This is a genomic window from Pseudomonas bharatica (assembly GCF_048586865.1).
Classification (GTDB): domain Bacteria; phylum Pseudomonadota; class Gammaproteobacteria; order Pseudomonadales; family Pseudomonadaceae; genus Aquipseudomonas; species Aquipseudomonas bharatica.
In genome coordinates this window covers 1-15,772 of the sequence record NZ_JBMAWR010000022.1, presented here as the reverse complement: position 1 = coordinate 15,772, position 15,772 = coordinate 1, and the positions used below count along the sequence as shown (strand labels likewise).

The window sequence follows — 15,772 nt, the reverse complement described above, 5'->3', positions numbered from 1 at the left end:
CGGATTCTACCGCTCTCCGGCTTGAATTTACAGTGGGGCGACAGCTTGTGACGACAAAGCGACAGGAACTGTCGTGGGCGCGACGGGCGGTCGCGCTCAGGACTTCGGCGCAGGTTTGCCGGGCTGTGCCTGGGCCGCCGGACTCGTCGGCGCCGCAGGAGTCGCCGGCGCGGCGGCCGGCGTCGAAGCCGCGGGAATCAGCGGATCCGCCGGCTTTTCCGCGACCGGTTTTTCGACTGGTGCAACGCGGTCGAGCTGGATGTTCACGCGCCGGTTGCGCGCACGGTTGGCTGCGGAGTTGTTGGCCGCCAGCGGATAACGCTCGCCGTGGAAACGCACCACGATGTGCTCTTCCGGCACGCCGTGGGCCTTGAGGTATTCCTGCACCGCCAGGGCACGCCGGCGCGACAGGTCGCGGTTGGTCAGGCGGTTACCGCTGTTGTCGGAATGTCCGTCCAGTTCGATATGGTTGACGGTCGGGTCGGCCTTGAGGAAATCGAGGATCACGTCGAGGCGCGCACGGGCGTCGGCATCCAGGTCGATGCCGTTGCCCGGGAAACCGATTCGCGCCTGGCGGATCTGGTCGAAGTTCATCGGCAGCAGCTTGGCCGAACAGGCCTGGTAATCGGCGTAGGCCTTGGTGAACCGGACCGGCAACAGATGCACTTCCATGACCTGCCCGCCTTCGCCGGCATAGTTGCGGATCACCGTGCTGCGCCCGTCCATCAGGCCATTGATCAGGCGGCTGGCCTGGCCCTGGGAGCTGTTGAACAGCACGCCGCTGCGGGCCATGCGGATCGAGCCGAGGTTGATGTCACCGCGCCCCGGCTGCCAGGGTGCGGCGGCGGCCAGCAAGGTCGCCGAGCCGCTGCCGAGCATGTTGTTGCCCGAGCGCAGGCGGAAGGTCGCCTGTTCACCGGCGCGGCGCACGAACTCGCCCGTGCCGAAATCGGCAATGGGCTGGATCAGGCGGCACTCGAACTGATCGCCTTCGACCTTCCATTCGATATTTTCCACTCGCGTCTGGAACGTGAGGGCGGCCACCGGAAAGCTGGCGAACAGACTGAGCAGGGCTATATAACGCTGGCGCACGGGCGGCTCCACAAAATTCCATCACTTACCAGCAGGCTATCGGACGCCTGCGGCAAAACTTGATAGCGAGTGCTCGGGGAAGGCTTTTCCGGTAGCATTCGCCCAGAGTTCGAACCGCCTGGAAACCCCAATGTCCGATCGCCTGACCCTCCTGCGTCCCGACGACTGGCACATCCATCTTCGCGATGGAGCCGTGCTGCCTCATACCGTCCGGGACGTGGCGCGCACCTTCGCCCGCGCCATCATCATGCCCAACCTGGTGCCGCCGGTGCGCAATGCCGACGAAGCCGGTGCCTATCGCCAGCGCATCCTCGATGCGCGCCCGGCGGGTAGCCCGTTCGAGCCGTTGATGGTCCTGTACCTCACCGACCGTACCCAGCCGGAAGATATCCGTGCGGCCAAGGCCAGCGGTTTCGTCTACGCCGCCAAGCTGTATCCGGCCGGCGCGACCACCAACTCCGATTCCGGTGTCACCAGCATCGACAAGATCTTCCCGGCACTGGAAGCCATGGCCGAAGTCGGCATGCTCCTGCTGGTCCACGGTGAAGTGACCCGTGGCGAGATCGACGTGTTCGACCGCGAGAAGCTGTTCATCGACGAGCACCTGCGTCGTGTGGTCGAGCGTTTCCCGACCCTGAAAGTGGTGTTCGAACATATCACCACCGCCGAGGCCGCGCAGTTCGTCAAGGAAGCGCCGGCCAACGTCGGCGCGACCATCACCGCACAGCACCTGCTGTACAACCGCAACCACATGCTGGTCGGCGGTATCCGCCCGCACTTCTATTGCCTGCCGATCCTCAAGCGCAACACCCACCAGATCGCCCTTCTGGACGCGGCCACCAGCGGCAACCCGAAGTTCTTCCTCGGCACCGACTCGGCGCCCCACGCCCGTCATGCCAAGGAAGCGGCCTGCGGCTGCGCCGGTTGCTACACCGCCTTTGCTGCGATCGAGCTGTACGCCGAAGCGTTCGAGCAACGCAATGCCCTGGACAAGCTGGAAGGCTTCGCCAGCCTGCACGGCCCGGCGTTCTATGGCCTGCCTGCCAACACCGAGACCATTACCCTGGTCCGCGAGGACTGGACCGCCCCGGACAGCCTGCCATTCGGCGACAACACCGTGGTTCCGCTGCGCGCCGGTGAGCAACTGCGCTGGCGCCTGCTGGAGGAAAGCAAGTGAGCGACGATCAGTTCGACGACGACCAGGAAGGTCTGGGCGGCGGTGGTTCGCGCCACCCGATGGCGCAGCGTTTCCGCGGCTATCTGCCGGTAGTGGTGGACGTCGAGACCGGTGGCTTCAATGCTGCCACCGACGCACTGCTGGAAATCGCCGCCGTTACCATCGGCATGGATGAAAAGGGCTTTCTGTTCCCGGAACACACCTATTTCTTCCGCGTCGAGCCGTTCGAGGGTGCCAACATCGAGCAGGCGGCCCTCGAGTTCACCGGGATCAAGCTCGACCATCCGCTGCGCATGGCAGTCAGCGAGGAATCGGCACTGACCGATATCTTCCGCGGCGTGCGCAAGGCGCTGAAGGCCAACGGCTGCAAGCGGGCGATCCTGGTCGGCCACAACAGCAGCTTCGACCTCGGGTTCCTGAACGCCGCAGTGGCGCGCAACGATCTCAAGCGCAATCCGTTCCACCCCTTCTCCAGCTTCGACACCGCCACCCTGGCCGGCCTCGCCTATGGCCAGACTGTGCTGGCGCGGGCCTGCCAGAGCGCCGACATCGACTTCGACGGCCGTGAGGCGCATTCCGCCCGCTACGACACGGAGAAGACCGCCGAGCTGTTCTGCGGCATCGTCAACCGCTGGAAGGAAATGGGCGGCTGGCACGATTTCCACGATTGAGTGGAATGTGCAGGCACAAAAAAACCGGCCGATGAAAGGCCGGTTTTTTTGTGTCTGGCGAAATTACAGCTTGCCAGCGTTCTCGCTCAGGTAGGCAGCAACGCCTTCTGGCGAAGCGGTCATGCCCTTGTCGCCTTTTTTCCAGTTGGCAGGGCAGACTTCGCCGTGCTCTTCATGGAATTGCAGGGCATCGACCAGGCGCAGCAGTTCGTCCATGTTGCGGCCCAGCGGCAGGTCGTTGACGATCTGCGAGCGAACCACGCCATTGGTGTCGATCAGGAAGGCGCCACGGAAGGCTACGCCACCTTCGGATTCAACGTCGTAGGCCTTGCAGATCTCGTGGGAGATGTCGGCGGCCAGAGTGTACTTGACCGGGCCGATACCGCCGTTGTTGACCGGGGTGTTGCGCCAGGCGTTGTGGGTGAAGTGCGAGTCGATCGAAACGCCGATGACTTCGACGTTGCGCGCCTGGAACTCAGGAATGCGGTGGTCCAGGGCGATCAGCTCGGACGGGCAGACGAAGGTGAAGTCCAGTGGGTAGAAGAACACCAGGCCGTACTTGCCCTTGATAGCGGAAGCCAGGTTGAAGCTGTCGACGATTTCGCCATTGCCCAGTACGGCGGCAACGGTGAAGTCCGGGGCTTTTTTGCCAACGAGCACGCTCATTCGATATCTCCTGATGGTGTTTGGAAACTGACTACGCAGAAGGCCGCAACCTTCTGACACGGGTTGAGCATCATACACGGCCTCGGGCGGCACGCCGAGTCATGGCCAATGGACTGATTTCCTACCGGCGGTCGCTCTGCCCTGCATCTTTGAGAAAGAGTTTTGACAAGCATTCTCATTACCATTAGGCTTCACTGCATTCGAGCCTAACGCCTGATGGTCTTCTTTCTATGTATGTGTGTCTTTGTGTTGGTGTAACCGACGGACAGATCCGCGATGCGATCTATGAAGGATGCTGTAGCTACAAGGAAGTACGCGCCGCCACCAACGTGGCAAGCCAGTGCGGCAAATGCGCATGCGTTGCCAAGCAGGTGGTACGCGAGACCCTGACCGAAATCCAGGTCAGCCAGGCGGCCGCCCTGCCCTACCCGGTGGAATTCACCGCAGCATGAAAATTTGTTTTTCCCCGTTTATAAAGAACCGGACCTCGTGTCCGGTTTTTTTATGCCCGAAATTCAATTAGTTAGCGTTAAAACGAGGAATACAAACATTCTTATTCCTATTAAATTTCACTTATTATTCAATAGCTTAGGTTTGACATGCATACCTGCCCGGCTCACACTCGCGGTTATTGGCACATAGACAGGGCGGGACCCCACCATGAAAGGCGACGTAAGCGTCATCCAGCATCTCAACAAGATCCTCGGAAACGAGCTGGTCGCGATCAACCAATATTTCCTGCATGCGCGCATGTATGAAGACTGGGGTCTGGATAAGCTCGGCAAGCACGAATACAAAGAATCCATCGACGAGATGAAGCACGCCGACAAGCTGATCAAGCGGATTCTTTTCCTCGAAGGCATCCCCAATGTCCAGGACCTGGGCAAGCTGCTCATCGGCGAGCACACCCGTGAGATGCTGGAATGCGACCTGAAGATCGAGCAGAAAGGCCTGATCGACCTGAAAGCGGCAATCGCCCACTGCGAGACCGTTGGCGACTTCGGCAGCCGTGAGCTGCTGGAAGACATCCTCGAATCCGAGGAAGAGCATATCGACTGGCTGGAAACCCAACTGGGCCTGATCGACAAGGTCGGGCTGGAGAACTACCTGCAGTCGCAGATGGGTGAGTGAGGGGCTGCACGCTTTTTCTTGCCCATTCGTTGTGCTCATGCAGCCCTGTGGGAGCGGGTTCACCCGCGATTGCGTCGGGGAATTCACCACCGCAATCGCGGGTGAACCCGCTCCCACAAGGTATGTGGTGAACCGCCATTTGAAATGAAAAAGCCCCGCATTCGCGGGGCTTTTTGCTATCGGCAGGCTATCAGGCTTCGGAAGCCTTGGCCTTGGCAGCTGCGTCCTTGATCAAGGTCTGCAGCTCACCCTTCTCGAACATTTCGGCCATGATGTCACTGCCGCCGACCAGCTCACCCGCCACCCACAGTTGCGGGAAGGTCGGCCAGTTGGCGTACTTCGGCAGGTTGGCACGGATTTCCGGGTTCTGCAGGATGTCGACGTAGGCGAACTTCTCGCCGCAACCCATCACGGCTTGCGCCGCCTTTGCCGAGAAACCGCACTGCGGCGCATTCGGCGAGCCTTTCATGTACAGCAGAATGGTGTTGTTAGCGATCTGCTCTTTGATTGTTTCGATGATATCCATGAAGCACCTCGGCTGGACTTTCCGACCTGGTTTGTCGGCACGGTGGCGCATTGTATCGGAAAGCCGTGCACGACGCTCGGCATTGCCGACGATCAAGCGGCAACCACTTCCACCGGCACGCCATTGAGCACCGCGTTGCCCGAAAGCGCATCGATCAATCGATCATCCGTCAGGTCGTTGGCGCTGGCGCCGAGCTGGGTACTGGCGATATCGAGCAGTACCCCCGGACGGGCATGACCGAAACCATGGGGAAGACTGACCACCCCGGGCATCATGTCGCTGCTGGCCATGACCTCCACCTCGATGCTGCCGACCCGCGAGGTTACACGCACACGCTGGCCATCCTGCAATTGACGTCCAGCGAGATCCTGAGGGTGCATCAGCAATTGATGACGCGGCTTGCCTTTGACCAGCCGATGGAAGTTGTGCATCCAGGAGTTGTTGCTGCGCACATGCCGGCGTCCGATGAGCAGCAGTTGCGCAGCACTTGGCGGCTGTTGTGCGGCGAAGCGCTGGAGGTCGGCCAGTAGCGCAGCAGGCGCCGCTTCGATGGCCTTGCTCTCGGTCTTGAGCCGCGACGCCAGGTTTGGCTGCAACGGCCCGAGATCGATGCCGTGTGGATGCTGGTCAAGGGTTTTCAACGACAGGTCGTATGGCGAGCCTTCACCATAGCGCCCACCACGCAGCCCCATGTCGATCATGTGCGCCGGAGGGATGGTCGGTTTCAGCGGTTTGCCGGCGATACGCGCAAAGGCCTCGGCCAGGCCAACGAAGATTTCCCAATCGTGCAGCGCCCCTTGCGGCTTGGGCAGGATGGCCCGGTTGAAGCGAGTGACGTTACGCACCGCGAACAGGTTGAAGGTGGTGTCGTAGTGATCGTTTTCCAGTGCCGAGGTGGATGGCAGGATGAGATCGGCATAACGCGTTGTCTCGTTGATATACAGATCGACGCTGAGCATGAACTCCAGCCCGTCCAGCGCCTGCTCCAGTTGTCGGCCATTGGGCGTCGACAGCACCGGGTTGCCGGCCACCGTGACCAGGGCACGCACCTGCCCCTCGCCTTCGGTGAGCATTTCCTCGGCCAGGGCTGCAACCGGCAACTCGCCGCCGTATTCCGGCAGTCCGGATACCCGGCTTTGCCAGACATTGAAATGCCCGCCGCCGGTGGATGCCACCAGGTCCACCGCAGGCTCGGTGCACAGCGCGCCGCCGACCCTGTCGAGATTGCCGCTGACCAGATTGATCAGTTGCACCAACCACTGGCACAGCGTGCCGAAGGCCTGGGTGGACACGCCCATGCGTCCGTAGCAGACCGCCTTGTCGGCTGCGGCGAAATCCCGCGCGAGCTGGCGTATCAGGCTCGCGTCGATACCGCACAGCAGGCTCATCACTTCCGGGGTAAACGGTTGCAACGCAGCCCGTACCTCATCAAGGCCGCTGACCGGCAGATGGCTGGCACGGGCCAGCCCTTCTTCGAACAGCGTATTGAGCAGCCCGCAAAGCAACGCCGCATCACCGCCCGGACGGACGAACAGGTGCTGGTCGGCCATGGCCGCCGTCTCGCTGCGCCGCGGGTCGACGACTACCAGCTTGCCGCCACGGGCCTGCAAGGCTTTCAGACGCTTCTCGACATCCGGCACGGTCATGATGCTGCCATTGGACGCCAGCGGGTTGCCGCCGAGGATCAGCATGAAGTCGGTGTGGTCGATATCCGGGATGGGCAGCAGCAGGCCGTGGCCGTACATCAGGTAGCTGGTCAGGTGATGGGGCAACTGGTCGACGGAGGTCGCGGAAAAGCGGTTGCGGGTTTTCAGCAGGCCGAGAAAGTAGTTGCTGTGGGTCATCAACCCATAGTTGTGCACGCTGGGATTGCCCTGGTACACCGCCACGGCGTTCTGTCCGTGGCGCAGCTGGATTTCGTGAAGCTTGCGCGCAGCCAGCTCGAAGGCTTCGTCCCAAGGGATTGGAATCCATTGCTCGCCAACCCGTACGACCGGGCCGCGCAGGCGGTTGGGATCATTCTGGATATCCTGCAGGGCCACCGCCTTGGGGCAGATATGCCCGCGGCTGAAACCGTCCTGGGGATCGCCCTTGATCGAGGCGATGCGCGGCGCGCCGCTGTCGTCGGTGTCGAGTTCGAAGGTCAGGCCGCAGATGGCCTCGCACAGGTGACAGGCTCGGTGGTGCACGGTCTTGGTCATGGCCGCCTCTTGTTCTGGATCGGGGGGAGTGCCGTCCCCGACTATGGCCCCGGTCCCATCACGCCGCCAGCGATCTTCGCCCGGTGAATTCTCCGCCATCAGCCTGGACGATGGTCCCAGGAGGCCGACAAAGCCCCGTCCTTGCGTTGCAAAGTCCTTCCGGGGCAGTGTAAAAAGCTCCCTTGCTCTTGAAAAAGGAGCAGACAGACGGCACGCGTTGTATTCGACCAAGACCGTCGAGGCAGCCCCCACTTGGTAAGACGCGACATTTAATTATAGTATTGCGCCTTCCCCTATTTCGTCGCCCCGTGCGGCTTACGCCGCAGGTCTCATCCGTGTTTCCGAAAACCGGTATTGGCTGATCTGCGGTCTGTTGCAAAAAGGTAGTCAATGATGAGCGCTAGGCACTTTCTCTCCCTGATGGATTTCACCGCCGATGAACTGGTCAGTGTGATCCGCCGAGGGATCGAGCTGAAAGACCTGCGTAACCGCGGCGTACTCTTCGAGCCCCTGAAAAACCGCGTGCTGGGCATGATCTTCGAGAAGTCCTCGACGCGTACCCGGCTGTCCTTCGAGGCCGGCATGATCCAGCTTGGCGGCCAGGCGATCTTCCTCTCCCCGCGCGACACCCAGCTGGGCCGCGGCGAGCCGATCGGCGACTGCGCCATCGTCATGTCGCGCATGCTCGATGCCGTGATGATCCGCACCTTTGCCCACAGCACCCTGACCGAATTCGCCGCCAACTCCCGCGTGCCGGTGATCAACGGCCTGTCCGACGACCTGCACCCGTGCCAGTTGCTGGCCGACATGCAGACCTTCCTCGAGCACCGCGGCTCGATCCAGGGCAAGACCGTGGCCTGGATCGGCGACGGCAACAACATGTGCAACAGCTATATAGAAGCGGCCATCCAGTTCGACTTCCAGTTGCGCGTTGCCTGCCCGGAAGGCTACGAGCCGGATCCGCGCTTCGTCGCCCAGGCCGGTGACCGCGTGCAGATCGTCCGCGATCCGAAAGACGCCGTGCGCGGCGCCCACCTGGTCAGCACCGACGTCTGGACCTCCATGGGCCAGGAAGACGAAACCGCCCGCCGCCTGGAGCATTTCGCGCCGTACCAGGTAACCCGCGAACTGCTCGACCTGGCCGCTGCCGACGTACTGTTCATGCACTGCCTGCCCGCCCACCGCGGCGAGGAGATCAGCATGGACGTGCTCGACGACCCGCGTGCCGTTGCCTGGGACCAGGCCGAAAACCGCCTGCATGCCCAGAAGGCACTTCTCGAATTTCTTGTCGAACCGGCCTATCACCACGCATGAGTCAGCCTCTGTTGCTCAACCTGCGCAACCTCGCCTGCGGCTATGGCGAGGCGCGCATCGTCCAGAACCTCAACCTTCACCTCAATGCCGGCGACATCGGTTGCCTGCTGGGCTCCTCGGGGTGCGGCAAGACCACCACCCTGCGCGCCATCGCCGGCTTCGAGCCGGTGCATGACGGCGAAATCAGCCTGGCAGGCGAAGTGATTTCCAGGGCAGGGTTCACCCTGGCCCCGGAAAAGCGCCGGATCGGCATGGTGTTCCAGGACTACGCCCTGTTTCCGCACCTGACCGTGGCGCAGAATGTCGCCTTCGGCATCGGCAAGCACCCGCGCCAGCAGGACGTGGTCAAGGAGATGCTGGAACTGGTCAAGCTCGGCGGCCTTGGCGAGCGCTACCCCCATGAACTGTCCGGCGGCCAGCAGCAACGGGTCGCCCTGGCTCGCGCCCTGGCGCCAGAGCCGCAGTTGCTGCTCCTCGACGAACCCTTCTCCAACCTCGACGTCGAACTGCGCCGGCGCCTCAGCCATGAGGTTCGCGACATCCTCAAGAGCCGCGGCACCAGCGCGATCCTGGTCACCCATGACCAGGAGGAGGCCTTTGCCGTCAGCGACCATGTCGGCGTGTTCAAGGAAGGCCGGCTGGAGCAATGGGATACGCCCTACAACCTTTATCACGAGCCGGCCACGCCGTTCGTGGCCAGCTTCATCGGCCAGGGTTACTTCATCCGCGGCCAGTTGCTCAGCCCGGAAACCGTGCAGACCGAACTGGGTGAGTTGCGTGGCAATCGCGCCTATACCCTGCCGGTGGGTAGCGCGGTGGATGTGCTGCTGCGGCCTGACGATATCGTGCATGCCCCCGGGAACGCGCTGAACGCGCAGGTCATCGGCAAGAGTTTCCAGGGGGCTTCGACCCTGTACCGGCTGCAACTGGCTACCGGCACGCAGCTGGAGGCGATCTTCCCGAGCCATCTGGATTACCAGATTGGCCAGGAGGTGGGGATCTCGGTGGCGGCGGATCACCTAGTGCTGTTTGCGGCGTCGGGTAGCGTCGAGGCCAGGCTGCCTGCCGGCGAGAACGGCGTTCGCCGGTACAGTTCAAGCTGACTCGGTCCCTGTGGGAGCTGGCTTGCCAGCGATGAGGCCGGCCTGAACAATGATGTTGTCAGGTCTGGCCAAATCGCTGGCAAGCCAGCTCCCACAGGGATAGCACAACGCTCACGCTTCTATTCTTTCCCGATCGCCGCAAACTTCCCTTGGGTATGCTCCGCCAGCACCCCCGCCGCCAGTTCCACTTCTAACCCCCTACGCCCGGCACTGACGTGGATGGTCGGAAAATCCTCTGCGGATTTATCGATAAAAGTCCTCAGACGTTTCTTCTGACCAAGTGGGCTGATTCCCCCAACCAGGTAGCCGGTTGAACGCTGCGCCGCCGCCGGATCCGCCATTTCGCACTTCTTCGCCCCGGCAGCCTGTGCCAGGGCCTTCAGGTCCAGCGTCCCCACCACCGGTACCACCGCCACCAGCAATTCGCCCTTCTCGGTTGCCGCCAGCAGCGTCTTGAACACCTGCTGCGGATTCAAATTCAGCTTTTCAGCCGCCTCCAGGCCGTAGGAGGCGGCTTTGGGGTCGTGTTCGTAACTGTGAATGCGATGTTCGGCGCGCACCTTCTTCAACAGATCCAGGGCAGGGGTCATGCAGGGCTCCAACAGCGATGTTCGGTTTCGATTCGCTGGCTACTGTAGGACAAATCCCTACATACAACCATCGGCTTGTAGGACAAGGCCCGGACGACCAGTGGGCCGCCAGTCAGTTTATGAATCATGGTTCGCTTTCGACCTTTGACATCAGCGTTTCTTGTCTATATTTTTTCGTTTCTGAATATAGTTGCCCTTATAAGGTGCATGTCCACCCCCCGCCTGACCGGAAATGGGGATTTCCGCCGGGCTTTCCGTCGAGCGCTCACTGCGCCTCACAACAACAAGAACCGAGGTATCGAATGACGACTGCTCTACAACAACCGACGTTATCCAGCCAATGCCTGGCGGAATTCTTCGGCACCGCGCTGCTGATCTTCTTCGGCACCGGCTGCGTGGCCGCGCTCAAAGTCGCGGGTGCCAGCTTCGGCCTCTGGGAAATCAGCATCATCTGGGGGATCGGCGTGAGCATGGCGATCTACCTGACCGCCGGGATTTCCGGCGCGCACCTGAACCCGGCGGTGAGCATTGCCCTGTGCCTGTTCGCCGGTTTCGAAAAAGGCAAACTGCCGTTCTATATCCTCGCCCAGGTCGCCGGCGCCTTCTGCGGCGCGGCGCTCGTATACGCGCTTTACAGCAACCTGTTCTTCGATTACGAACAGACCCATGCCATGGTCCGCGGCAGCCAGGCCAGCCTCGAGCTGGCCTCGGTGTTTTCCACCTACCCGCATCCGGCCCTGTCCACCGGCCAGGCCTTCCTCGTCGAGGTGGTGATCACCGCGATCCTCATGGCCGTGATCATGGCCCTGACCGACGACAACAATGGCCTGCCCCGCGGCCCGCTGGCCCCGCTGCTGATCGGCTTGCTGATCGCCGTGATCGGTAGCGCCATGGGCCCGCTGACCGGCTTCGCGATGAACCCGGCGCGTGATTTCGGGCCCAAGCTGATGACTTTCCTCGCCGGGTGGGGCGAAGTCGCCTTTACCGGCGGTCGCGAGATTCCCTACTTCCTCGTTCCGGTTTTCGCGCCGATCATGGGAGCCAGTCTTGGTGCCGCGCTGTACCGCGGCGTGTTTTCCCGCAGCCTGCCAACTGCCGCTGCGACCACCGCCCCGAGCGACGACACCGCTCAAGGCAAGACCCAGGCGTCCTGATCCGCGCAGCGATCAGCGACCCCTGACTCCAACCCTATTCACTGCAAGGCCAACGACATGACCGACCTTCAGAACAAGAACTACATCATTGCCCTCGACCAGGGCACGACCAGTTCGCGGGCCATCATCTTCGACCGTGACGCCAACGTCGTCGGGACCTCCCAGCGCGAGTTCGCCCAGCACTATCCGCAAGCCGGCTGGGTCGAGCACGATCCGATGGAAATCTTCGCCACCCAGAGCGCCACCATGGTCGAGGCCCTGGCCCAGGCCGGCATCAGCCATGACCAGGTAGCCGCCATCGGTATCACCAACCAGCGCGAAACCACCGTGGTCTGGGACAAGGAAACCGGGCGTCCGGTGTACAACGCCATCGTCTGGCAGTGCCGGCGCAGCACCGAGATCTGCGAGCAGCTCAAGCGCGACGGCCTGCAGGACTACATCCGCGAAACCACCGGCCTGGTCACCGACCCGTACTTCTCCGGAACCAAGCTGAAGTGGATCCTCGACAATGTCGAGGGCGTGCGCGAGCGTGCCGAGCGCGGTGAGCTGCTGTTCGGCACCGTCGATACCTGGCTGATCTGGAAATTCTCCGGCGGCAAGGTGCATGTGACCGACTACACCAACGCCTCGCGGACCATGCTGTTCAACATCCATACCCTGCAATGGGATGAAAGGATGCTCGAAGTGCTGGGCATCCCGAAGCAGATGCTGCCGCCGGTACGTCCCTCTTCGGAAATCTACGGCTACACCAAGAGCAACATCGCCATCGCCGGTATCGCCGGCGACCAGCAGGCCGCGCTGTTCGGCCAGATGTGCGTGGAGCCCGGCCAGGCCAAGAACACCTACGGCACTGGCTGCTTCCTGCTGATGAACACCGGCGAGAAGGCCGTGCAGTCGTCCCACGGCCTGTTGACCACCATCGCCTGCGGCCCGCGCGGCGAAGTGGCCTACGCGCTGGAAGGCGCAGTGTTCAACGGCGGCTCCACCGTGCAATGGCTGCGCGACGAACTCAAGATCGTCAACGACGCCCATGACACCGAGTACTTCGCCAGCAAGGTCAAGGACAGCAACGGCGTGTACCTGGTGCCGGCCTTCACCGGCCTTGGCGCGCCCTACTGGGATCCGTATGCGCGCGGCGCGCTGTTCGGCCTGACCCGCGGGGTAAAGGTCGATCACATCATCCGCGCCGCCCTGGAATCCATCGCCTACCAGACCCGCGACGTTCTCGACGCCATGCAGCAAGACTGCGGCCAGCGTCTCAGCGCCCTGCGCGTGGACGGTGGCGCGGTGGCCAACAACTTCCTGATGCAATTCCAGGCAGACATCCTCGGCACCTGCGTCGAGCGCCCGCAAATGCGCGAAACCACTGCCCTCGGTGCCGCCTACCTGGCAGGCCTGGCCTGCGGTTTCTGGAGCGGCCTGGACGAGTTGCGCGGCAAGGCGCTGATCGAGCGGGAGTTCACCCCGCAACTGGACGAAGCGGCGAAAGAAAAGCTCTACAGCGGCTGGCTCAAGGCGGTCGATCGTACCCGTGACTGGGAGCCGCACGAGGAATAACGTTTCAGCACTGCGGCGCGGTTTCGACTGCGCCGCAGACTACGCCGTGGCCGCCTTCAGACTGGTCCCCGGCACCTTCCTCCGGCATCATTGCAGAATTTTTCGGCTGCCCCAAAGGACGCCCATGAATCTGCCTCCACGCCAACAGCAAATTCTCGAACTGGTCCGTGAACGCGGCTACGTCAGCATCGAGGAAATGGCGCAGTTGTTCGTCGTCACTCCGCAAACCATCCGCCGCGATATCAACCAGCTGGCGGAGGTCAATCTGCTACGCCGTTATCACGGTGGCGCGGCCTACGACTCCAGTATCGAGAACACCGCCTATGCCATGCGGGCCGACCAGATGCGCGACGAGAAGCAGCGCATCGCCGAAGCCGTGGCGCGGCAGATTCCCGACCATGCCTCGCTGTTCATCAATATCGGCACCACTACCGAATCCATCGCCCGTGCGCTGCTCAACCACAGCCACCTGAAGATCATCACCAACAACCTGCATGTAGCGTCGATCCTCAGCGCCAAGGACGATTTCGAGGTGCAACTGGCCGGCGGCAACGTGCGCCGCGACGGTGGCGTGGTCGGCCAGGCCAGTGTCGATTTCATCAATCAGTTCAAGGTGGACTTCGCCCTGGTCGGCATCAGCGGCATCGACGAGGACGGCAGCCTGCTGGACTTCGATTACCAGGAAGTACGCGTGTCCCAGGCGATCATCGCCAACGCGCGCCAAGTAATCCTCGCTGCCGACTCCAGCAAGTTCGGGCGCAACGCCATGGTACGCCTGGGCCCGATCAGCCTGATCGACTGCCTGGTGACCGACCAGGCACCGGTCAGTGCCCTCACCCAATTGCTCAACCAGCACAAGATCCGCCTCGAAGTCGTCTGATCCCGCCTCGATCCGCCACTGCACCCAGTGGCGGCGTCAATGTTCGAAATTTTTCACTTGCTTGTTATCCGATCAGTATTTTCTATGAAAAGACACTGGTAGCGGCCTTTTTGTTCGGCTAACATTTTCGAATGTGAACATTAATGTTCAGAAAAGATATCAAACGACTTTCGAGAGGCCGTGCCGTGTCCCAGTCCAATGCTCCCACTCTTGCCGAAATCTATGATGTCGTCGTCATCGGTGGCGGCATCAATGGCGTCGGCATCGCCGCCGACGCGGCCGGACGCGGCCTGTCGGTGTTCCTTTGCGAAAAGGATGACCTTGCCAGCCACACCTCCTCGGCCAGCAGCAAGCTGATCCATGGTGGCTTGCGCTATCTCGAACATTACGAATTCCGCCTGGTCCGCGAAGCACTGGCCGAGCGCGAAGTGCTGCTGGCCAAGGCGCCGCATATCGTCAAGCCGATGCGCTTCGTTCTGCCGCACCGGCCGCACCTGCGCCCGGCCTGGATGATCCGCGCCGGCCTGTTCCTCTACGACAACCTCGGCAAGCGCAAGAAGCTTGGCGCTTCGCGCAGCCTGCGCTTCGGCCCGGAAAACCCGCTGAAGGCGGAGATCACCCGCGGTTTCGAATACGCCGACTGCGCCGTGGACGATGCCCGCCTGGTGACCCTCAACGCCATGGCCGCCCGCGAGCGCGGTGCGCATATCCTCACCCGCACCCGCTGCGTCAGCGCCAGCCGCCGCGGCAAGCTGTGGAACGTGCAGATCGAACACGCCGATGGCAGCCTGCAAAGCATCCAGGCCCGTTCGCTGGTGAATGCCGCCGGCCCTTGGGTGGCGAAGTTCATCAAGGACGACCTGCAACTCGACGCTCCCTATGGCATCCGCCTGATCCAGGGCAGCCACTTGATCGTGCCGAAATTCTACGAGGGCGAGCACGCCTACATCCTGCAGAACGAAGACCAGCGCATCGTCTTCTGCATTCCCTACCTGGAGCGCTTCACCCTGATCGGCACCACCGATCGCGAGTACAGCGGCGATCCGGCCCAGGTGAACATCAGCGAAGAGGAAACCGGCTACCTGCTCAAGGTAGTCAACCAGCACTTCAAGCAGCGCCTCAGCCGCGACGACATCCTCCACACCTATTCCGGCGTACGCCCGCTGTGCAACGACGAATCGGACAACCCGTCGGCGGTGACCCGCGACTACACCCTGGCGCTGTCCTCCCAGGACGGCCAGGCGCCCCTGTTGTCGGTGTTCGGCGGCAAGCTGACCACCTACCGCAAGCTGGCCGAATCGGCCATGGCAGAACTGGCACCGTGGTTCCCCCGGATGACCGCAAGCTGGACCGCCACTGCACCGCTGCCAGGGGGCGAAGGCATGAGCACACCGCAGGCGCTGTGCGACGAGATCCTCGCCCGCTTCGGCTGGCTGCCGGCGGCACTGGCCCGGCGCTGGGCGCTGACCTATGGCAGCCGCACCTGGCAGTTGCTGGATGGCGCCAAGGGGCCGGAAGACCTCGGTGAAGCCATGGGTGGCGGGTTGTTCGCGCGGGAAGTGGATTATCTGTGCCGGGAAGAGTGGGCGGTGTCGGCCGAGGACATCCTGTGGCGGCGCAGCAAGCTGGGGCTGTTCATGACCGAGGCTGAGCAGCAGAACCTGGCGGGTTATCTGCAGCGCCGGGAGTTGAGCCAGGCCGCATGACTCG

At 62.4% G+C, this 15,772-nt stretch carries 15 protein-coding genes; 10 read left to right on the top strand and 5 right to left on the bottom strand.

The features are described from left to right. Nucleotides 1–96 precede the first annotated feature (96 nt). Nucleotides 97–1,092, bottom strand: a complete 996-nt coding sequence (locus ACKLLE_RS21165; RefSeq protein ID WP_420058985.1) for a flagellar protein MotY — start codon at nt 1,090–1,092, stop codon at nt 97–99. Nucleotides 1,093–1,222: 130 nt separating this feature from the next. On the opposite strand from ACKLLE_RS21165, the gene pyrC reads away from it, so the two are divergent. Together pyrC and rnt are read left to right on the top strand one after the other, a co-directional pair. Next, entirely contained in the window at nt 1,223–2,269 is a 1,047-nt protein-coding gene (pyrC, locus tag ACKLLE_RS21160) for a dihydroorotase (protein WP_009395308.1), read from the top strand. Then, the gene (gene rnt / locus ACKLLE_RS21155; protein ID WP_064303657.1) at nt 2,266–2,940 is read left to right on the top strand and encodes a ribonuclease T; all 675 of its coding nucleotides are present in this window, start codon (nt 2,266–2,268) and stop codon (nt 2,938–2,940) included. Before pyrC ends, rnt begins: the two co-directional genes overlap by 4 nt. A gap of 63 nt (nt 2,941–3,003) precedes the next feature. Here rnt and ACKLLE_RS21150 read toward each other — a convergent pair whose 3' ends face one another. After that, complete coding sequence (locus ACKLLE_RS21150) at nt 3,004–3,606, bottom strand: peroxiredoxin (RefSeq protein WP_009399747.1); 603 nt, start codon at nt 3,604–3,606, stop codon at nt 3,004–3,006. A gap of 230 nt (nt 3,607–3,836) precedes the next feature. Here ACKLLE_RS21150 and ACKLLE_RS21145 point away from each other — a divergent pair, with 230 nt between their 5' ends. Both ACKLLE_RS21145 and bfr read left to right on the top strand, forming a co-directional pair. Then, nucleotides 3,837–4,058, top strand: a complete 222-nt coding sequence (locus ACKLLE_RS21145; RefSeq protein ID WP_009399750.1) for a bacterioferritin-associated ferredoxin — start codon at nt 3,837–3,839, stop codon at nt 4,056–4,058. A gap of 208 nt (nt 4,059–4,266) precedes the next feature. Beyond that, nucleotides 4,267–4,737, top strand: coding sequence for a bacterioferritin (bfr, locus tag ACKLLE_RS21140; protein WP_064303656.1), 471 nt, complete (start codon nt 4,267–4,269; stop codon nt 4,735–4,737). A 190-nt stretch (nt 4,738–4,927) separates the two neighbouring features. Here bfr and grxD read toward each other — a convergent pair whose 3' ends face one another. Further along, nucleotides 4,928–5,263, bottom strand: a complete 336-nt coding sequence (gene grxD, locus ACKLLE_RS21135; RefSeq protein ID WP_009399752.1) for a Grx4 family monothiol glutaredoxin — start codon at nt 5,261–5,263, stop codon at nt 4,928–4,930. A gap of 92 nt (nt 5,264–5,355) precedes the next feature. Further along, complete coding sequence (locus ACKLLE_RS21130; protein ID WP_420058984.1) at nt 5,356–7,464, bottom strand: molybdopterin oxidoreductase family protein; 2,109 nt, start codon at nt 7,462–7,464, stop codon at nt 5,356–5,358. 393 nt (nt 7,465–7,857) lie between these two features. Here ACKLLE_RS21130 and argF point away from each other — a divergent pair, with 393 nt between their 5' ends. Together argF and ACKLLE_RS21120 are read left to right on the top strand one after the other, a co-directional pair. Next, nucleotides 7,858–8,778 carry an ornithine carbamoyltransferase gene (argF, locus tag ACKLLE_RS21125; protein WP_009399755.1) on the top strand — a complete coding sequence of 307 codons (921 nt, stop codon included), beginning with the start codon at nt 7,858–7,860 and terminating at the stop codon, nt 8,776–8,778. Further along, nucleotides 8,775–9,881: an ABC transporter ATP-binding protein gene (locus ACKLLE_RS21120; protein WP_420058983.1), complete on the top strand. Its 1,107-nt coding sequence runs from the start codon at nt 8,775–8,777 to the stop codon at nt 9,879–9,881. The genes argF and ACKLLE_RS21120 overlap by 4 nt, the downstream gene beginning before the upstream one ends. A 119-nt stretch (nt 9,882–10,000) precedes the next feature. On the opposite strand, the gene ybaK is transcribed toward ACKLLE_RS21120, so the two are convergent. Further along, the gene (ybaK, locus tag ACKLLE_RS21115) at nt 10,001–10,471 is read right to left on the bottom strand and encodes a Cys-tRNA(Pro) deacylase (protein ID WP_009399764.1); all 471 of its coding nucleotides are present in this window, start codon (nt 10,469–10,471) and stop codon (nt 10,001–10,003) included. Nucleotides 10,472–10,773: 302 nt separating this feature from the next. On the opposite strand from ybaK, the gene ACKLLE_RS21110 reads away from it, so the two are divergent. From ACKLLE_RS21110 to glpD, 4 genes are all read left to right on the top strand, one after another. Continuing rightward, nucleotides 10,774–11,625, top strand: a complete 852-nt coding sequence (locus tag ACKLLE_RS21110) for an MIP/aquaporin family protein (protein WP_064303653.1) — start codon at nt 10,774–10,776, stop codon at nt 11,623–11,625. Nucleotides 11,626–11,682: 57 nt separating this feature from the next. Beyond that, nucleotides 11,683–13,182, top strand: coding sequence for a glycerol kinase GlpK (glpK, locus tag ACKLLE_RS21105; RefSeq protein WP_064303652.1), 1,500 nt, complete (start codon nt 11,683–11,685; stop codon nt 13,180–13,182). A gap of 124 nt (nt 13,183–13,306) precedes the next feature. Then, nucleotides 13,307–14,062: a DeoR/GlpR family transcriptional regulator gene (locus tag ACKLLE_RS21100; protein WP_009399774.1), complete on the top strand. Its 756-nt coding sequence runs from the start codon at nt 13,307–13,309 to the stop codon at nt 14,060–14,062. A gap of 185 nt (nt 14,063–14,247) precedes the next feature. Further along, nucleotides 14,248–15,768, top strand: a complete 1,521-nt coding sequence (gene glpD, locus ACKLLE_RS21095; protein ID WP_420058982.1) for a glycerol-3-phosphate dehydrogenase — start codon at nt 14,248–14,250, stop codon at nt 15,766–15,768. Nucleotides 15,769–15,772: the final 4 nt, after the last annotated feature.